Annotated in this window: 14 protein-coding genes and 2 tRNA genes; 7 read left to right on the top strand and 9 right to left on the bottom strand. The window is 61.5% G+C overall.

The annotated features are described in order from the left end of the window. Positions 1-112 precede the first annotated feature (112 nt). Entirely contained in the window at positions 113-1,129 is a 1,017-nt protein-coding gene (locus QZ653_RS11810; RefSeq protein ID WP_296420292.1) for a lipase family protein, read from the bottom strand. Positions 1,130-1,287: 158 nt separating this feature from the next. Here QZ653_RS11810 and QZ653_RS11805 point away from each other — a divergent pair. The 6 genes from QZ653_RS11805 to QZ653_RS11780 all read left to right on the top strand — a co-directional run bounded on the left by QZ653_RS11805 (position 1,288) and on the right by QZ653_RS11780 (position 10,128). Further along, positions 1,288-1,374, top strand: a tRNA-Leu gene (locus QZ653_RS11805). Between the two features lie 101 nt (positions 1,375-1,475). Then, positions 1,476-3,701 carry a 1,4-alpha-glucan branching protein GlgB gene (gene glgB, locus QZ653_RS11800; RefSeq protein ID WP_296420291.1) on the top strand — a complete coding sequence of 742 codons (2,226 nt, stop codon included), beginning with the start codon at positions 1,476-1,478 and terminating at the stop codon, positions 3,699-3,701. 19 nt (positions 3,702-3,720) lie between these two features. Then, complete coding sequence (glgC, locus tag QZ653_RS11795; RefSeq protein WP_296420290.1) at positions 3,721-4,977, top strand: glucose-1-phosphate adenylyltransferase; 1,257 nt, start codon at positions 3,721-3,723, stop codon at positions 4,975-4,977. Then, on the top strand, positions 4,974-6,398 hold the full coding sequence (gene glgA / locus QZ653_RS11790) for a glycogen synthase GlgA (RefSeq protein WP_296420289.1): 1,425 nt from the start codon (positions 4,974-4,976) through the stop codon (positions 6,396-6,398). The genes glgC and glgA overlap by 4 nt, the downstream gene beginning before the upstream one ends. A gap of 3 nt (positions 6,399-6,401) precedes the next feature. After that, entirely contained in the window at positions 6,402-8,480 is a 2,079-nt protein-coding gene (gene glgX / locus QZ653_RS11785; protein ID WP_296420288.1) for a glycogen debranching protein GlgX, read from the top strand. Between the two features lie 16 nt (positions 8,481-8,496). After that, positions 8,497-10,128 (top strand): alpha-D-glucose phosphate-specific phosphoglucomutase, encoded by a 1,632-nt coding sequence (locus QZ653_RS11780; RefSeq protein ID WP_296420287.1) that lies wholly within the window; start codon positions 8,497-8,499, stop codon positions 10,126-10,128. Here QZ653_RS11780 and QZ653_RS11775 read toward each other — a convergent pair. The 8 genes from QZ653_RS11775 to QZ653_RS11740 all read right to left on the bottom strand — a co-directional run bounded on the left by QZ653_RS11775 (position 10,125) and on the right by QZ653_RS11740 (position 18,329). Then, positions 10,125-11,726, bottom strand: a complete 1,602-nt coding sequence (locus tag QZ653_RS11775; protein ID WP_296420286.1) for an alpha-glucosidase — start codon at positions 11,724-11,726, stop codon at positions 10,125-10,127. The genes QZ653_RS11780 and QZ653_RS11775 overlap by 4 nt on opposite strands. Before the next feature lie 78 nt (positions 11,727-11,804). Further along, positions 11,805-12,734 (bottom strand): AEC family transporter, encoded by a 930-nt coding sequence (locus QZ653_RS11770; protein WP_296420285.1) that lies wholly within the window; start codon positions 12,732-12,734, stop codon positions 11,805-11,807. A gap of 129 nt (positions 12,735-12,863) precedes the next feature. Then, positions 12,864-13,658 (bottom strand): MBL fold metallo-hydrolase, encoded by a 795-nt coding sequence (locus QZ653_RS11765; RefSeq protein WP_296420284.1) that lies wholly within the window; start codon positions 13,656-13,658, stop codon positions 12,864-12,866. Then, positions 13,655-14,452: a TatD family hydrolase gene (locus QZ653_RS11760; RefSeq protein WP_296420283.1), complete on the bottom strand. Its 798-nt coding sequence runs from the start codon at positions 14,450-14,452 to the stop codon at positions 13,655-13,657. Before QZ653_RS11760 ends, QZ653_RS11765 begins: the two co-directional genes overlap by 4 nt. A gap of 8 nt (positions 14,453-14,460) precedes the next feature. After that, the gene (locus tag QZ653_RS11755; protein ID WP_296420282.1) at positions 14,461-15,594 is read right to left on the bottom strand and encodes a DNA polymerase III subunit delta'; all 1,134 of its coding nucleotides are present in this window, start codon (positions 15,592-15,594) and stop codon (positions 14,461-14,463) included. After that, complete coding sequence (gene tmk, locus QZ653_RS11750) at positions 15,594-16,223, bottom strand: dTMP kinase (RefSeq protein WP_296420281.1); 630 nt, start codon at positions 16,221-16,223, stop codon at positions 15,594-15,596. Before tmk ends, QZ653_RS11755 begins: the two co-directional genes overlap by 1 nt. 3 nt (positions 16,224-16,226) lie before the next feature. Next, entirely contained in the window at positions 16,227-17,402 is a 1,176-nt protein-coding gene (locus QZ653_RS11745; protein WP_296420280.1) for a D-alanyl-D-alanine carboxypeptidase family protein, read from the bottom strand. Between the two features lie 18 nt (positions 17,403-17,420). Beyond that, positions 17,421-18,329: an SPOR domain-containing protein gene (locus QZ653_RS11740; protein ID WP_296420279.1), complete on the bottom strand. Its 909-nt coding sequence runs from the start codon at positions 18,327-18,329 to the stop codon at positions 17,421-17,423. A gap of 235 nt (positions 18,330-18,564) precedes the next feature. Between QZ653_RS11740 and QZ653_RS11735 the strand changes: the two genes are divergently transcribed. Next, positions 18,565-18,654 (top strand) — tRNA-Ser (locus QZ653_RS11735).

Below are 18,654 nucleotides of genomic sequence, written 5' to 3'. Positions count from 1 at the left end.
ATGCCGGTGCGGTCCGCGAGACATGTCAGGCCGGTGCAGGATCGTCAATACGGAGGCAGGCACGTGCAGGCGCACGTGCGACGGGGGTGACAAAGACGACGGGGGCGACGGATCAGGGGCCGACCGGCACGTTGGTGATATGGGGAAGCGGGATCGAGCCGGGCGCAAAGGGGCTGGCCCCCGTCTGGCCAAAGGGAACCAGCGGGGTGGCCCCAAGCATGACCAGATAGGTGTTGTGATTGTGCTGGTCGATGACCATGTCGAAAAATCCCTCGTTTTCCTCATGGACCATCTGGGTCATCGCCCGCTGGTCAGGTTGCGCCCATGTGCCGGCCGCCCATGCCAGTGCTGCTGCCGCATCGACCAGGGCTGGCACATACAATTCCTCTTCCAGCGTCAGGGGGCCGGGGATCTGGCGCCGGGTGACATCGTGGATATTGGCGTATCCCAGCGGCACGATATCAAGCGGGTTGATCACAAACCAGCAATCGAGCGACCGGTTGACCCAGTCTGCGAAGGCGGGATTGCCCGAAGTCGGCGGGGCAAAGGCAAAGCCCCTGACAGCGGCCCGCAGGCCCGGACGGCGCGCCCAGCCCAGTTGAAGGGCCGCCATCATCATCGGCACAAGTGCGGCACCCTGCGAATGACCATTCACAAAAACGGTGCCGAAGCCCGCAGCGACCTGTGTGGCCAGATAGTCCTGCAAGGTTGTGGATTGGTCGGGGTCGACCGCGGCCAGCATCTCGACCAGACCGGTGAAAAATTCGGACGAAACCTTTGCGCCGGAGGTGTTGGCGGTGGGGAAGCGGCGTTGGGACGTGGGAATGTCTTCCAGACGGGACAGCCATTGGGTTGTCGTTCCGCGCAGACATACCGCAAGCGTCTTGTCTGTTTCATTGCGGGCCACATAGACCAGATTGTCGGTGCCATGGGTCTGGATCGGTCCCCATGCGAGGGTCCATTCGCCTTTTGTCGAAAAGTCACAGTTGGCCAGTCCGGCAATCAGCGCCTTTTTGACGTCGCTGACGGGAGGAATGGTCCGGCCGGTCGGATCCGTGTCGTCCAGATAGGCCAGTGCAGCAAGGGTCATCTGGACCTGTGCATCGTGCAGGGGAAAGGGTTTGGTCATGGTTGGTCCTTTGCTTCGGGCTTCGGTCTGGCGGATGTCTTGCGCCCCGAAACCCTAGCGCGCGGTGCCATCGGGCGGCTGTGTCGCAGCGCACAGAAATTTTAGCTTCACATCCGTCGCGCGGTTGTCTAAAGCACCCCCACCTAGCCTAAGACAGTGCGGTCGTGGCGGAATTGGTAGACGCGCAGCGTTGAGGTCGCTGTGAGGTAACACTCGTGGGGGTTCGAGTCCCCCCGACCGCACCATCCTTTCCCCGACACCCCGGTTGACTTGCGCGCTTTGCGCGGCGGAACTTTTGTGTGTAGCGTGGCGTTTCATGATTTGAACATGAAGACCCGGGGGCATTATGGCGACAGGTTCAAAACCTGCGACGACCGACACGACGCACATGCAGGCCCGGCCTGACCATCTGAGCAAAGACGCATTGGATGCCGTGAACGCGGGGCGTCACAGCCGCCCTTTCGCGTGTCTTGGCCCCCACACATCCGGCACGCAACGCTGGATCACCACATTTCAACCCGATGCGACAGAGGTGTCCGCCCGTACCGGAAAGACCGACGTTGGTCTCGAACGTATGCAGGGGGACGTTTTTGGGGGGGTCGTGCCGGACGGGGACTACACACTTGTCGTCCGCTATGCAGACGGAACCGAAAATGTCACCGCCGACCCTTACGGGTTCGAACCGGTGCTGAGCGACTTTGATCAATACCTCATCGGCGAAGGGACCCACAAACAGCTGTGGCGGGCGCTGGGCGCACATGTGATGACCCATGAAGGGGTGCAGGGCACGCATTTTGCCGTCTGGGCCCCCAACGCGCGGCGGGTGTCTGTGGTGGGCCATTTCAACATGTGGGACGGTCGACGCCACGTGATGCGGTCCCTTGGTCAGTCCGGTGTGTGGGAGATTTTCTTGCCCGGTGTCGGCGATCAGGACCTGTACAAATACGAAGTGCTGGGCGCGGACGGATCGCTGGTTCAAAAGGCCGATCCTGTGGGCTTTGGGTCCCAGCATCCACCCGAACAGGCCAGCGTGGTGCGTGATATTGACGGCTACGGCTGGGACGACGGTGCGTGGATGGACGACCGGCGTGCCAAGGGCGCGGTGGATGCGCCGGTGTCGATTTATGAGGTTCACCTCGGGTCATGGCGCAGGCGGTATGATGAGGGCGGCAGGCCGTTGTCCTACAAAGAACTCGCCCGTGATCTGGTGCCTTACGTCAAGGACATGGGGTTCACGCATATTGAACTGCTGCCCATTTCCGAATTCCCCTTTGACGGATCATGGGGCTATCAGCCGGTCGGGCTTTATGCGCCGACGATCCGCTTTGGCCCGCCCCATGAATTTCGCGATTTTGTGGATGCGGCCCATCAGGCGGGGCTTGGCGTGCTGTTGGACTGGGTGCCGGGGCATTTCCCGACGGATGCGCATGGACTGGCCCATTTCGACGGCACACATCTGTATGAACATGCCGATCCGCGCGAAGGGTTTCATCAGGACTGGAACACGCTGATCTACAATTACGGCCGCACGGAGGTGCGCAATTATCTGGTGGCCAACGCATTGTACTGGATGGAGGAATACCATCTGGACGGCCTGCGGGTGGATGCGGTGGCGTCGATGCTGTACCGCAACTATTCCCGCAAGGAAGGGGAATGGATCCCCAACAAGGACGGCGGGCACGAAAATTACGAGGCGATTGCCTTTCTCCAAGAGATGAACGCGACCGTTTACGGCGAACATCCCGATGTCATGACGGTGGCCGAAGAAAGCACGTCGTTTGCCGGCGTGTCGAAACCGGTGGACTCCGGTGGCCTCGGATTCGGGTACAAATGGAACATGGGATGGATGAACGACACCCTGTCCTACATCGAGAAGAACCCGATTTACCGCCAGTATCACCATGACGATCTGACCCGTCCGCTGATGTGGCAATATTCGGAGAATTTCATCCTGCCGATCAGCCATGACGAAGTCGTGCATGGCAAAGGCTCCATGATTGCCAAAATGCCCGGCGACGAGAGCGAGAAATTCGCGAACCTACGAGCATACTATGCTTATATGTGGACCCATCCGGGCAAGAAGCTGTTGTTCATGGGCTGTGAATTTGCCCAGCCCGAGGAATGGAACCACAACGCGGACCTGAACTGGGGGGCTGCCGATGAGCCTGCCCATGCAGGGGTCCGCGAACTGGTGCGTGATCTGAACCGGCTTTATGCGACGGAACCTGCGTTGCACGTCAAGGATTGCGACCCGTCCGGATTTTCGTGGTTAAACGGGGACGCGGGCCAATCGACGCTGGGCTATGTCCGTTATGGCCGCGACGGCGATGCGCCTGTTGTGGTCATGTGCAACTTCACGCCTGTGTTGCGGGAAGGGTTCGCCATTGGGGTGCCTCACGCGGGGCAATGGGACGAAGTCCTCAACAGCGATTCAACGAATTATGGCGGCGGAAACCGCGGCAATCTGGGTGGTGTGAAATCACGCCCCGAACCGCGCGACGGTCATGACCAGTCGGTCGAGATCGTCCTGCCACCTTTGAGCGTGGTGGTCCTGCGCCACGCCAAACAATAACCTTGGAGGGGGAAACGAGATGGAACAGAAACGACTGACACAAAGGTCCATGGTGTTCGTGCTGGCAGGGGGGCGCGGCAGCCGTCTGAAAGAATTGACCGACCGCCGCGTGAAACCCGCCGTGCCCTTTGGCGGAAAGGCACGGATTATCGACTTTGCCCTGTCCAATGCGCTCAATTCCGGCATCCGCAAGATGGCGATTGCCACGCAGTACAAGGCGCACAGCCTGATCCGGCATCTGCAACGCGGCTGGACGTTCTTTCGCGCCGAACGCAACGAATTTCTGGATATTCTGCCTGCGTCCCAGCGGGGCAATAATGAAAACTGGTATCAGGGCACGGCGGACGCGGTGACCCAGAACATCGACATCATCGACAGCTATGATGTGGATTACGTGATCATTCTGGCGGGCGATCACATCTACAAGATGGATTATGAAATCATGCTGCGTCAGCATGTGGAAACCAAGGCGGATGTGACCGTCGGGTGCCTGACCGTGCCCCGGATGGAGGCCACGGCCTTTGGCGTCATGGCCACGGACGACACCGGCCAGATCACGTCTTTTCTGGAAAAACCCGCCGATCCGCCCAGCACGCCAGAGGATCCGGACAAGGCGCTGGCATCCATGGGCATTTACGTTTTCAACTGGGATTTTCTGCGCAAGCTGCTGACGGATGATGACAGCAATGTCGAAAGCTCCCATGACTTCGGGCACGATCTGATCCCCGATATCGTGAAATCCGGCAAGGCCATGGCGCACCGCTACGACGAAAGCTGCGTGCGGGGAGAGGGCGCGCCGGTCTATTGGAAGGACGTGGGCACGGTTGACGCCTTCTGGGAGGCGCATATCGACCTCACGGATTTCACGCCCGATCTGAACCTGTGGGACAAGAACTGGCCTATCTGGACCTACAGCGAAAGCGTGCCACCGGCGAAGTTCATTCACAACGAAAAAGACCGGCGCGGGATGGCGATTTCGTCGATGATTTCGGGCGGCTGCATCATTTCGGGGACCGAGGTACGCAATTCTTGCCTGTTTACCAATGTGCACACCAATTCCTACGCGGTTCTGGATCATGCAGTGGTCCTGCCGAACGTGGTGATCAGCCGCCACGCACGGCTGCGTAAGGTGGTGATCGACAGTGATGTCTGCATCCCCGAGGGGCTGGTTGTGGGTGAGGACCCCGCCGAAGACGCCAAGTGGTTCCGCGTGTCCGACAAGGGCGTGACCCTGATTACGCAAGCCATGCTCGACGCGAGGGCTGCCGCACAATGATAAAGGTTCTTTCGGTCGCATCGGAATGTGCGCCGTTGGTGAAGACGGGGGGATTGGCCGACGTGGCAGGTGCTTTGCCTGCCGCGTTGACGGCGCAAAGTGTTGAGATGCGGACACTGTTGCCGGGCTATCCGTCGGTTGTGTCAAAGGTCGGCAAAGCCAAGGCTGTCGTGTCGTTCAAGGATTTGTTCGGCGGGCCTGCGCGGGTTCTGGCGGCCACGGTTGCGGGGCTTGATCTGTTGATCCTGGAGGCGGATCATCTTTACGACCGCACGGGCGGGCCTTACGTGACCGAGGAAGGGCGCGACCATAAAGACAACGACGCGCGCTTTGCGGCGTTGTGTTTCGCGGCGGCCCATATTGCCGTCCAAGGCGCGGGCGGCTGGACGCCGGATATCGTGCACGGGCACGATTGGCAGGCGGGGCTGACGCCGGAGTACCTTTATGAGATGGGCAGCACGGTGCCCTTCGTCTTTACCATCCACAACATCGCATTTCACGGCAACACGGATGCCAGCCGCATGGGCGCATTGGGCCTTGATGACTGGCGGTTCTCGTCTGACACGTTTGAGTTCTGGGGACAGGTGTCCGCCCTCAAGGCGGGTCTGACCGGTGCCACAAAGATAAACACAGTCTCGCAGACTTACGCTGAAGAATTGATGACGCCGCATTTTGGCATGGGCATGGACGGGGTTTTGCAGGCGCGTAAGGATGATCTGTCGGGCATCGTCAACGGCATCGACACCGAGGTCTGGAACCCCGCCACCGACCCCGAGGTCACAAATTACACAAGCCCCAAAGGCAAAGCCAAAGCCAAGGCCGCCTTGCGCGCGGAATTCGGACTGCCGGACAGCGACGGGCCGTTGTGCGTACTGGTGTCGCGGCTGACCCATCAGAAAGGCATCGACCTGCTTCTTGACGCGCTGGGCGCGCTGACGGGGCGGGGCGGGCAACTGGCGCTGCTGGGGTCTGGCGATACCGAACTTGAGGTCGCTTTGCTGGAACGTGCGGCCCATGACCCCAATGTCGCCGTCAAGATCGGCTATGACGAAGGGTTGTCCCACCGGATGATGGCAGGGGGTGATGCGATCCTTGTGCCGTCCCGGTTTGAACCCTGTGGTCTGACCCAACTTTACGGGCTGCGGTATGGCACGGTGCCCGTTGTGGCCCTGACCGGCGGGCTGGCGGATACCGTAATCACCGCGAATCCGGCTGCTATGGCTAGAAAAGTAGCAACCGGTGTGCAATTCAGCCCCATTACGGCAGATGCCTTTGCCAACGCATTGACGCGCACCTGCGATCTGTTCAAAGACAAGGCTACGTGGACAATGCTGCAGCGCAACGGGATGAAACAGCCCGTGGGGTGGGAAACCTCTGCTGCGGATTATGCCGCTTTGTACAGGTCAGCCCTGAAAGGGTAATTAATGTCAGGTCACTTTGCCATCCGTGCGGGGGTCTCCTCGCCCCTTGGTGCGACGTTCGACGGGGATGGCGTGAACTTCGCCGTGTTCTCAAGACATGCCACACAGGTCAGCCTGTGTCTGTTCGACGATGAGGGCAACGAAAGCCAGATTGTGCGGCTGCCCGAACGCGAGGGCCATGTCTGGCACGGCTATATGCCCGGCATGCGTCCCGGCCAGCAATACGGGTTTCGGATGCAGGGGCCGTACAAACCCGAGGAGGGGCACCGGTTCAATCCTTTCAAACTGCTGATTGATCCTTATGCCAAGCAGCTGACGGGGCATCCGACGTGGAATGACGCCCTGTTCGGATATGACCTGAAGGCCAAAACCAAGGATCTGGCGATGGACCGCACGGACAGTGCGCCCTATATGCCCCGATCCGTGGTGGTGGACCCCGCCTTTACATGGGGCAGCAGTCGCCGCCCGCAAACGCCCATGTCCGACACCGTGTTTTATGAGGCCCACGTCAAGGGCCTGACCGCGGAACGGCGCGACGTGGATGCACCGGGCACGTTTCTGGCGATGTCGTCCGAGCCCATGTTGGATCACCTGACCAAGCTGGGCGTGACGGCGGTGGAATTGCTGCCCGTGCAGGCGTTCCTCAATGACCAGTTTCTGGTCAACAAAGGGCTGACGAATTACTGGGGCTACATGACCTACGGGTTCTTCGCCCCCGATCCGCGCTACATGCAGCACGCCCAGATCGCGGAGTTCCAGCAGATGGTTGCGCGGTTCCGCTCTGCCGGGATCGAGGTGATTTTGGATGTGGTCTACAACCACACGGCCGAAGGGAATGAGTTGGGGCCGACCCTGTCGTTCCGTGGCCTTGATAACGCCAGTTATTATCTGTTGGAGGACGACAAGCGGTTCTACACGGACTTCACCGGTTGCGGGAACACGTTGAATTTCGAAAACCCCTTCGCCCTGCGGCTTGTCATGGACAGCCTGCGCTATTGGGTCGAAGTCATGGGCGTTGACGGCTTCCGCTTTGATCTGTGCTCCTCGCTGGGGCGCACCGACCGACAATTTGACCGTGACGGTCCTTTCTTCCGCGCCATCCGGCAGGATCCTGTGTTGAACCGCGTGAAACTGATCGCGGAGCCGTGGGATCTGGGGCCGGGCGGCTATCAACTGGGTGCCTATCCCGCACCTTTCGTGGAATGGAACGACAAATACCGTGATGATACGCGCCGGTTCTGGCGCGGCGACGGCGGGATGGTGAAGGCGATGGCGGAACGGCTGGCAGGCTCCGCCCCCTATTTTGACCACGACGGGCGCGCGCCCACGGCATCTGTCAATTTTCTGACGGCCCATGACGGGTTCACGTTGATGGACACGGTCAGCTACAACGACAAACACAATGACGCCAACGGCGAGGGCAACCGCGACGGCCATTCCAACAACCATTCCGACAACATGGGCCACGAGGGCCCGTCGGATGATCTGGTCGAGGCGCGCGCCCGAAGACGGCGCAACATGATCGCCACGCTGATGCTGTCCCAAGGCACGCCCATGCTGCTGGCGGGGGATGAATTGGGCAATTCTCAGGGCGGCAACAACAACGCCTATTGTCAGGACAATGAGATCGGCTGGGTCAACTGGTCCGACACGGATGAGGCATTCACGGCCTTTTGCCAGAAGGCCATCGCGTTTCGCAAGTCGCACGCGATCCTTCGGCAACGCCGGTTCCTGCATTCGCGCCCCCGGCTGATTGACGGCGCGCCGGATTTGTTCTGGCGGCGGGCGGATGGCGAAGCCATGGGGGCGTCGGACTGGAACGATGCCAACCTTCGGGTCATCGTTGCAGAACTGCGCACCGCGTCCGGCACGCCGGAATATGTGGAACGTGAGGGCGCTTTGCTGGTTGTATTGAATGCAGGTCAGGACGTGGATGTTGTCCTGCCCGACCCGCGTCCGGATTTTGTCTGGCGTCGGGGGTTTGATACCGCACAACCGGATGTGGTGGGCCTATATCAAGGCACGACAATCGCGTCGGAATCTGTTGTAGTCTTCGTTGAGGTCCGCACAGACGATCCGTAATTTCAAGGAGACGACCATGACCCACACGACCGTCACGACCCAGCCCATTGCTGGACAAAAACCGGGAACGTCGGGGCTGCGCAAGCGCACGAAGGTGTTCATGGAGCCGCATTTCCTTGAAAACTACGTGCAGGCCATTTTTGATGGCACCGGTGGTGTGGCTGGCAAAACCCTGGTGGTGGGCGGTGACGGTCGGTATTTCAACGACCGCGCCATTCAGGTGATTTTGCGCATGGCGGCGGCGGGCGGTGCGGCGCGCTGTATCGTGGGGCAGGGCGGGATTTTGTCCACGCCCGCGGCCTCCCACCTGATCCGCAAACGGGGCGCGAGCGGCGGGTTGATCCTGTCGGCCAGCCACAACCCCGGTGGGCCGGATGCGGATTTCGGGCTGAAATACAACGGTGCCAACGGCGGCCCGGCGAGTGAGACCATCACGGCCGAGATTTTCGCACGCACGCAAGACATCGCGGAGTATCACATCCTTGAGGCCACGGACGCAGACCTTGGCACCTTGGGTGAAAGCCACCTTGGCGATATGGTGGTCGAGATCGTCGATCCGGTCACGGACTACGCCGCCTTGATGGAAGACCTGTTCGATTTCGACGCAATCGCCGCCTTGTTCGCCGGTGGCTTCACCATGAAATTCGACGCCATGCATGCGGTTACCGGCCCCTATGCGACCGCCATCCTTGAAGGCCGTTTGGGGGCCGCCAAGGGCACGGTCATGAACGGCGTCCCGTCGGAGGATTTCGGCGGCGGCCATCCTGATCCGAACCCCATCTGGGCCAAGGATTTGATGGAAGTAATGTATGCAGATGATGCGCCGGATTTCGGCGCGGCCTCCGACGGGGATGGCGACCGCAATATGATCGTGGGGCGTGGTGCCTATGTGACGCCGTCTGATTCACTGGCGCTTCTGGCGTCCAAGGCGCATCTGGCACCGGGCTATGCCAAGGGGCTGGCCGGGGTCGCGCGGTCAATGCCAACCTCTGGTGCGGTGGACCGCGTGGCAGCCGCCAAGGGGATCGGCTGTTACGAAACGCCCACGGGGTGGAAGTTTTTCGGCACGCTGCTGGATGCAGGCAAGGTCACGCTCTGTGGGGAAGAATCCGCAGGCACGGGCAGTGACCATGTCCGCGAAAAGGACGGGCTATGGGCGGTTCTGTTGTGGCTGAACATTCTGGCTGAAACCAAGATGTCCGTGGCCGACCTGATGGAAGAAATGTGGCGCGACTACGGGCGCTGCTACTACACCCGTCATGATTACGAAGACGTCGAGGCGGACAAGGCCAACGCCATGTTTGACGCCCTGCGCGATAAATTGGCCGGTTTGGCAGGTACTGACGTGGCAGGTCAAACCGTCGAATGGGCCGATGAATTTTCCTACGACGATCCGGTGGATGGCAGCCATGCGGCGGCCCAAGGTCTGCGGATCGGGTTTGTGGGCGGGGGCCGTGCGGTGTTCCGCTTGTCCGGCACAGGCACCGTGGGGGCCACGATCCGGCTATACCTCGAACAGCTGGAAACCGACGCCAGCCGCTTCGACCTTGACCCGGCTGAGGTCTTGAAACCCATCAACGACGCCGCCTTGGCGCTGTCCGATCTGGTCGCGATGACCGGCCGCACAGCGCCTGATGTGATCACCTAAGTGAACGTCACCTTGCCCGTCAGATAGGCGTAGCCATTGGCTGGCAGGGTGAGCGTTGTGCCGTCGATGCTGGCGTTGTTAGGGCCGGTAATCTCCGTGTCGCTGACCGTCAGGCTATGGTCATCGGCGGACAGGTTAAACACGCAGGTCAGCGTTTCCGCGTCACTGATCCGGTGAAACGCCAAGAGCGGTTCGGGCAGGTCGATGAAAGTCGTCTTGATGCCGGACAACGCGGCGGAGGCTTTGCGGAAGGCGATGACCTCACGATAATAGGCCAGCACGCTGTCGTCGCCTTGTTGGTCGACGGCATTGGCCGCCTGCGGGGCTTTGACAGGCAACCACGGAGTACCATCTGAAAAGCCTGCGTTTGCGGCGTCCTTTTCCCAGACCATCGGCGTGCGGCACCCGTCACGGCCCTTGACGGCGGGCCAATAGCGCAGGGCGGGCGGATCGGTCAGTTCATCATAGGTGAGGTCGGTTTCCGTCTGGCCCAACTCCTCGCCCTGATAGATGCCGATGGTGCCGGGGAACGACATGAGCATGGCCACGGCCTGCCGCGCGATGGCGTCCTCATCCGTGGCATGGTCCAGCCAGCGGGTCACGTGGCGCGGCACATCGTGGTTCGAGAATGACCAGTAGGGGTGACCATCGGGCGCGCCCGCCTGAAACCCTTCGATGCAGTTGCGGAAATGTTTGGCGTTGAAATCAGGGCCCAGCATCGCAAAGGAATAGGCCATGTGCAGCCGGTCGGTGCCTTGGGTGTATTCGCCCATAATCTCAATCGACCGGTCGCCCATTTCGCCGACTTCACCGACCATCATGATGTCGTCATACTGATCTGTCAGTGTGCGCAGACGTTCCAGAAAGCCCAGATTTTCAGGGCGCGTCTTGTTGTAGATGTTCTTTTGCATCCCATAAAGGTCGGTGGCCATGACCTGTGGGGCCGCATTGGCAGCGGGGTTGGAACGCAGTTTTTGGTCGTGGAAGTAGTAGTTCACCGTGTCCAGACGGAACCCGTCCAGCCCGAAGTCGAGCCAGAATTTACACGTCTCAAGGATCGCATTGACCACGTCCGGATTGTGGAAGTTCAGATCCGGTTGGGAGGCGAGGAAATTGTGCAGGTAATACTGCCCACGGCCGGGGTCGAATTCCCACGCGGGGCCGCCAAAATGGCTGTGCCAGTTGGTGGGGGGGGATCCATCGGGAAGCGGATCGGCCCAGACATACCAATCGGCCTTGTCATTGGTGCGGTCCTTGCGCGACGCCTTGAACCACTCGTGCTGGTCTGACGTGTGGGACAGCACCTGATCGGTGATGACTTTCAACCCCAGTTCGTGGGCCGTGTCGATCAGACCTTTGAAATCGTCCAGATCGCCAAAGAGAGGGTCGATTTTGCAATAGTCGCTGACGTCATATCCCATGTCCTTTTGCGGGGACATGAAGATGGGCGACAGCCAGACACAATCGGCGCCTAGACCCGCGATATGGGGCAGGCGGCGGGTGATGCCGTTCAGGTCGCCCACACCGTCGCCGGTGCTGTCCTGATAGGACCGCGGGTAGACTTGGTAAATGATCGCGTCGCGCCACCAATCGGTCATGGCTGCCCCTTGTGTGTGAGTCGTTGAAGTTGCCCGCTACATAGCGTTGTTTGCGGTAACATAAAGCGGTTTTCGCAGCTAAGGCAGGATCGTCAGCCACGCGGATGTGGTTATGATCGAAAGTGCTGTCCCGATTAGCACGGATGAGGCCGCAACCCGTTTTGCGGCACCATACATATTGGCGAAGACATAGGCATTGATGCCCGGCGCGACGGAGGCTGTCACGACCGCCGACCGCAGCGCGTCGGTGGTCAGATTTGCGGTCGTGCCAAGCGTGTAGGTGATGACCGGATGCACGATGAGGGACACGGCGCAGACGAACAGGATCGTGCGCATGTCGCCCTCGGGGCGGTAACGGTAGAGGACGCCGCCCAAGCCGAAAAGCGCCGCCGGAAGGGCCGCGCGGGTCATCAGATCTACGGCGTCGGTGAAGACGGACGGCAGGGGGATTTGGCCCAGATTGACGATCAGCCCCGCACCGATCCCCAAGACCAGCGCGTTGGAAAACATGGCCCGCCCGACCTTGGCAGGCAGGTATCGCAGGGCCGTGCCACGGGCACGGGCCAGTTCCATCGCGGTGATCCCCAGCATGTAGCCGAAGGGCGCATGAAGCGCGATGATCGCATAATTGCCCAACAGCGCATCGGGGCCATAGGCGCGTTCGGTGATGGGCAGGCCCAACAGCAAGGTGTTGGAGAACAGGCAGCAAAACGCGATGGCGACGCTGTCTTCCCACGTGCGGTTGAACAAAAGGCGCGCGGCGGCAAGGCCAAGAAGAAAGGCCGCGACGACGCCTGTGTAGAAGCTGACCAGAATGGGCGCGTTGAAGTTTTGTCCCAGATCGAGAGTCGAGATCGCGCGGAACAGAAGACAGGGGATCGCGAAGGTCTGCGTGAAACGCATGAGGCCGTCCACGTGGTCATCGCTGAACAGCTTTCCCCAGACCGCGGCATAGCCAAAGGCCATGACGATGAAGACCGGCAGGATGATGGTGAGAATGTCGGTCATGGCAGCGCCTGCGGCGGGCGGGCGGCCAAAATTCCGCAATTTTGGCGACGCTGTCCGAGAGGGCTGCGGTTATGGCTGGCCGGCCCTCCGGGGGGAGTTTTTCGGGCCAGATGAAGACGGGGGGCGGCGCTAGTCCGCAAGGGTCAGGGTCAGACCGTCATAGGCGGGCTGGATGTGGTCGGAGGTTTCATCGGCAAGGGTCTGGTAGTCCAGATCAATGTGCATATTGGTCAGGACGGCGCGTTTGGGCTGGACGCGGTCGATCCAGGCGAGTGTCTTTTCCAAATGCGCGTGGGTCGGGTGCGGGTCGCGGCGCAGGGCGTCCACGATCCACAGGTCAAGGTTTTCGAGATGGTGCCAGACACCGTCCGGGATGTCGGAGACGTCTGGAAGGTAGGCGGCGTTGCCGATGCGAAAACCAAGGGCGTCGATGTTGCCGTGTTCGACTTCAAACGGTGTCAATGTGATCGGGCCGCCTGCGCCGTCGATGATGACGTCGCCCTTGATGGTGTTGAGGTCACAGATCGGGGGATAGCTGGACCCTGCGGGTTGCACGAAGGCATACCCAAAGCGCGCCAGCAGTTGGTTGCCCGTGTCGCCATCGGCCCAGACGGGCAGGCGTTGGCGCATGTTGTAGACGATCATGCGGATGTCATCGAGGCCGTGGACGTGATCGGCATGGGCGTGGGTGTAGACCAGCGCGTCGAGTTCGCCCACGTCCGCATCCAGCAGTTGTTGACGCAGATCGGGTGAGGTGTCGATGAGGACGCGGGTTGTACCGTTTGGCCCTGTCCGGCTCACCAGAAGGGAGCAGCGTTTGCGGATGTTTTTGGGGTTTGTGGGATCGCACTCGCCCCAGTGACCGCCCAAGCGGGGAACGCCGCCGGACGATCCACAGCCTAAGATGCGCAATGTCGTCGTCATGGCCGCCATCCTGCGGCCTTGGCGAACAGGCGGTCGAAGTTGGCGGTCGTCTGGGCGGCGAAGGCGGCATAGTCGAGGCCGAAGACCTCCGCCCCGATTTTCGCGGTGTGGGCGGTGTAGGCCGGTTCGTTGCGTTTGCCACGGTGGGGCGGTGGGGCCAGATAGGGGCTGTCGGTTTCCACCAAGATACGGTCCACGGGGGCCTTCGCGAAGATATCGCGCAGATCGCCCGATTTGGGGAAGGCGGCGATCCCCGACATGCTGAGGTAGAAGCCCATCTCGATGGCGGCTTCGGCCAGTTTCGCACTGCTGGAAAAACAGTGCATCACGCAGGCAAAGGGTTTCGCGGCCATGCCGTCCGTCAAAATGGCAATCATATCATCGTCGGAGGCGCGGTTGTGGATGATCAGCGGCAGGCCGGTCTCTTGTGCGGCTTCGATGTGGATCTTGAGGGAGGTCTTTTGAACCTCAGCCGTGTCGGCGGTGTAGTGGTAATCCAGCCCGCTTTCGCCGATCCCTACGAATTTGGGGTGGGCGGCAAGGGCTGTCAGGTCCTCGACCGACACCAAGGGTTCGTCTGCGGCGGACATGGGGTGGGTGCCTGCGGCATAAAACACCGGCGCGTGGGCCTCTGCGATGGCGCGGACCTGCGGTTCAAGGCGCAGCTTGGTGCAGATCGTGACCATGCGGGCGACGCCGGCGTCAACGGCGCGGTCGATGACGGCAGCGCGTTCGTCGTCGAAATCCGGAAAATCCAGATGGCAGTGGCTGTCGACGATCTGTGGTGTGGTCATGGGGGCCCCTAGGCGGCAGCCACGTCCAGCGCGGCTTTTTCGATCCTAAACAGCGTATCTAGGACCAGCGCGGCAGGGTCAAGATTGACCGCCTTGCCGTGGCGGGTGCGGTCGGACACGGTTTGGGCGACCTGCGCCCAACGGCGTGCGGCGTAATCGTTGGGGGAGAGTTTTGACAGCAACAAGGCCTCCCCCTGTGCGGCCTGAATATCGGGGGGGCCGTGCAGGCCTGCGCGCGCCGTTCGGGTGAGGAATTTGTCGATAAGGTCCAGTGTCAACTCGAACCGTGTGGCCCCTGCTTTGCCGACGCATTTGTCCGCCATGGCCAACGCGCGGGGGCGGTCGAAATTGGGCAGGGTGGAGAAAAGCGACACGAGGTTTGAATAGAGCGAGAGCCCGTCCAGGTTGGTCAGGCGGATCGCCTCCCCCACGGAGCCGCCGGACAATGCGGCGAGGGCTTCGCCCGCGTCGGTGTGGATGCCCGATTGCGCAAGGGCGGCGGTCATGTCTTCGGCGGACAGCAGGCCGCAGCGCAATTCGCGGCACCGCGACCGGATCGTGGGCAGAAGGCGGGACGGCGCGTGCGAAATCAGCAAGATCACCGCGTCGGCGGGCGGTTCTTCAAGCAGTTTCAGGATCGCGTTGGCGGCGTTGACGTTCATTTCGTCCGCCGGGTCGACGATCACCACCCTGCGACCACCGTCGGCGGCGGACATGGCGAAGAAGTTCTTCAGCTTGCGGACTTCGTCGACGGTGATGACGGATTTCAGTTTGTCGGTCTTGTCGTCCCATGCGCGGCGCAGGATGAACAAACGGGGGTGCGCGCCCGACCGGATCAGCGCCATATCGGGGTGGGCGTCGTCCACGTCCAATGTCGTGGGCGGGGGCGGCGCGCCGAACATGTCGTCCGCCGTCACCAAGGGCTGCGATAGCAAAAACGCGGCCATGCGCCATGCCAGCGTCGCCTTTCCGACACCGCGGGGGCCGGTGATCAGCCAGCCGGAATGCAAACGGCCTGTGGTGAACGCCTCAAGAAAATCGGCCTCGGCGCGGGACTGGCCGTAAAGGACGGCAGTTTCGGACGGGTGCGGGGCGCCTTCGATCTGGTCGGGCAGGGGGCGGTCTTCGGGGGCGGTGGCCATCAGGCAAGCGCCACGCGGTCGGCCACATGGGCTGCGATTTCGGCAGCGATGGCGGCAGGTTCACGGTTGCCGTCGATGAGGATGCAGCGGTCGGGGTTGGCCTTGGCCAAGGCCAGAAACCCGTGGCGCAAAGTTTCCTGAAAGGCCAGCCCCATGTCTTCAAACCGGTCTTCGCCGGATTGGCGCGCCAGACCACGTGCAAGGGCGGTTTCGGGATCCATGTCGATGATGAATGTCACATCAGGTTCTCGTCCGATCATGACGTCATGCAACGTGTCCACGGTGGCGCGCAGATCACCGCGCGTGGCGCCTTGATAGACGCGGGTGCTGTCCGCAAAACGGTCGCAGATCACAGTGCGGCCTGCTTGTAAGGCGGGCTGGATCGTCTTTTCCAGATGGTCGCGACGGGCAGCGGTGAACAGCAGAATTTCGGTTTCGGCAGACCACCGGTCGGGATCGCCCGTTAGCAGCAGGGTGCGGATTTCTTCGGCCCCCGCACTGCCGCCGGGTTCACGGGTGTGCAGCACATCGGACAGCCTCTCGGCCAGCAGGCGAGACTGGGTCGATTTGCCGGATCCGTCGATGCCTTCGAAGCTGATGAACAGGCCCGATGGGCCGCCACGGGCCATCGGCTACTCCGCCACCGCGTCGGTGGTGGCCGTGTCGTCGGCCATGATCCGTGCCACAAGAACATCCGCAGCGGTGCGCAGGCGGGTGTTAAAGCCGCCTTCCGGAACATCCGACATTGCCACAAGGGGCAGGCGCGTTTCGGGCAGGTTGTCCAGACGGATCACCAGTTCACCCAAACGGTCGCCTGCGGTGATCGGGGCCGCGATCGGGGCGTCGAAAACAGCCTCGGCGGCGATGTCGGAGGCACCGGTATTGGGCACCAGCAGGGACAGGTCTTCTGCCAGCGCGAGGCCGACGGAGGGCTGTTCGCCCATCCAGACCTCGGCCTCTGCGATCATGGTGTCGGCCTCTGCCAGATCACGCTGGGAGAACTGGCGGAAGGCCCAGTTCACGATCCGCTGGCTTTCTTCGGCACGGGCCTGCGCGCTGTCCAGACCGGTGATGACAAAGATGATACGGCGGTCGCCCTGTTTGGCTGAACCCGCCAGACCGTATCCGGCCTCTTCGGTGTGACCGGTTTTCAAACCGTCCGCGCCGATGCCAAGGCCAAGCAAGGGATTGCGGTTGCGCACATTGGCGGGATGTTCGCCGTCGTAATCAAACCGTTCCTCTGCAAAAAGCGGATAGAATGTCGGATAATCGGTGATCAGCCTGTTCGACAGAATGCCGATGTCACGCATGGACATGCGATGCCCCACCGCAGGCCAGCCGTTCGAATTGGCGAAGGTGGAATTCATCATCCCCATTTCCCGCGCCCTGACGGTCATCTGTTGGGCGAAGGTTGTCTCGGACCCGCCGAGGCCTTCGGCAATCACGCAGGATGCATCATTGCCGGACAGCACGATAATCCCGCGCAAAAGGTCCTCGACGCGGACGCGGTCGTTGACGTTCAGGAACATTGTCGATCCGGTGTATTCGAAACAATGTTGAGAGACGGGCAGTTCCTCGTCCACGGACAGGCGCCCTTCGGCAATCGCCTCGAACGCCATGTAAGTGGTCATCAGTTTGGACATGGATGCGGGCGGCAGCGGTTCATCGGCGTTTTTGTCCAGCAGAACCGTGCCGGTGGTCTGGTCCATGACAAAGGCCGCCGTCGCCCGCGTGTCGAACGCCTGTGCCTGCGCGGCGGAGGTTGTCAGGGTGAGGGCAACAAAGGGGGCAGCAAGTAAGCGGAGCATGAGACCTCGCAGTCAGGATCAGTTTGTCACGAAATAGGCGTCTTCAAAGCCTTGCGCCTTCACCTGCCGCAGCAATTCGGCGCGCTCGGCCTCGGATGTGGCAGGCCCGACAATCACGCGGAAGAACGTGCGGCCCTGGCTGGTCTGTTCAAGCACAGTCGGCACGATGCCATTCGCGCGCATCCGGTCGGCGGTGCCTGTCGCGTTGTCCTCGACCGAGAAAATACCAAGCTGGATAAAGGGTTTGTCCAAAGTGGAAGCCACAGCGGCAGGGGCAGGTGCGGGGGCCGGGAGCGCAACTGGAGGCGGGGCCGCGGCAGGGGCTGCCGCCTCGACCGCGTCAATCGCCGCAGCGGCGCTGGCTATCGGATCGGCCGCATCAAGCGGCGCGGCAGACACGGTTGGTGCGGTAATGTCGTCAGGGGCTGCGAAGTCGGACGTCGGCTGCGCCTGCGGCACATCGGCGACCTCTTCGCGGCGCAGGGCCGTGACCTGCAGGGTGGCGGGTGCACCGGCCAGCATCTCAAGGGCGGAGGCCGCATCGGACGAGACCTGCAATGCCGGTCCCGGATTTTCACGTTCGCGCCGGAACAATGCGCCAATGACAAAGGTGCCGTTGGTCTGGTTGCGGATGATCACCCGTTCGGGTTCGGACACATCGGGGTGTGCGACCCAGACGCCGCCCAGCGACGGGCGACCGTCCCACAGGCCCGGTTCCGTCACCTGAAATGCATCGGGTGCCTCAACGTCGCGTTCCACCAGTTGCACGCTTTGCGATGCGGTCACGGTGGTTTCGTTCTCGGCGGCTTGCCCCAGTGCAGGGAAGGCAAATTCGCCGTTCTCGTCACAGGCGGTCAATGCCATCAGCGATACAAGCGCCACGGCGGCCCCGGATTTGTTCAGTGATCCCAATGTCTTGCCCGACATAATCTGCCCTCATATTTGCGCCGGTTTTGCCGGTCGCTGCGCCCTTTGCGAACGCTTGTCGTTGTCGATAGGCGCACAGGTCTGCGCCGCTTTGGCAAACTCTAGCGCCCAAGCCCCTTCGAGGGAAGGGTTTGACGACAGTTTCGGCGGATTTCTACGCATGGATTGCAGGTTGGGACCCGTGCATCTTGCGTCTTTCAGAATCAAACGACAGTCCCTAAAGATGGCCCCCAGCGGAGGCTTGGCAGAGTGGTCGAATGCACCGGTCTTGAAAACCGACGAGGGTGAAAGTCCTCCCAGGGTTCGAATCCCTGAGCCTCCGCCA

Origin of the sequence: Pseudooctadecabacter sp. (genome assembly GCF_020627745.1) — a bacterium.
Classification (GTDB): Bacteria; Pseudomonadota; Alphaproteobacteria; order Rhodobacterales; family Rhodobacteraceae; genus Octadecabacter.
This window is presented reverse-complemented; position numbering and strand designations above follow the sequence as displayed.

Bases quoted from the DNA above. Each gene is read 5' to 3' on its own strand.
- QZ653_RS11810 (WP_296420292.1), bottom strand. From the start codon at position 1,129: ATGACCAAACCCTTTCCCCTGCACGATGCACAGGTCCAGATGACCCTT.
- glgB (WP_296420291.1), top strand. From the start codon at position 1,476: ATGGCGACAGGTTCAAAACCTGCGACGACCGACACGACGCACATGCAG.
- glgC (WP_296420290.1), top strand. From the start codon at position 3,721: ATGGAACAGAAACGACTGACACAAAGGTCCATGGTGTTCGTGCTGGCA.
- glgA (WP_296420289.1), top strand. From the start codon at position 4,974: ATGATAAAGGTTCTTTCGGTCGCATCGGAATGTGCGCCGTTGGTGAAG.
- glgX (WP_296420288.1), top strand. From the start codon at position 6,402: ATGTCAGGTCACTTTGCCATCCGTGCGGGGGTCTCCTCGCCCCTTGGT.
- QZ653_RS11780 (WP_296420287.1), top strand. From the start codon at position 8,497: ATGACCCACACGACCGTCACGACCCAGCCCATTGCTGGACAAAAACCG.
- QZ653_RS11775 (WP_296420286.1), bottom strand. From the start codon at position 11,726: ATGACCGATTGGTGGCGCGACGCGATCATTTACCAAGTCTACCCGCGG.
- QZ653_RS11770 (WP_296420285.1), bottom strand. From the start codon at position 12,734: ATGACCGACATTCTCACCATCATCCTGCCGGTCTTCATCGTCATGGCC.
- QZ653_RS11765 (WP_296420284.1), bottom strand. From the start codon at position 13,658: ATGACGACGACATTGCGCATCTTAGGCTGTGGATCGTCCGGCGGCGTT.
- QZ653_RS11760 (WP_296420283.1), bottom strand. From the start codon at position 14,452: ATGACCACACCACAGATCGTCGACAGCCACTGCCATCTGGATTTTCCG.
- QZ653_RS11755 (WP_296420282.1), bottom strand. From the start codon at position 15,594: ATGGCCACCGCCCCCGAAGACCGCCCCCTGCCCGACCAGATCGAAGGC.
- tmk (WP_296420281.1), bottom strand. From the start codon at position 16,223: ATGGCCCGTGGCGGCCCATCGGGCCTGTTCATCAGCTTCGAAGGCATC.
- QZ653_RS11745 (WP_296420280.1), bottom strand. From the start codon at position 17,402: ATGCTCCGCTTACTTGCTGCCCCCTTTGTTGCCCTCACCCTGACAACC.
- QZ653_RS11740 (WP_296420279.1), bottom strand. From the start codon at position 18,329: ATGTCGGGCAAGACATTGGGATCACTGAACAAATCCGGGGCCGCCGTG.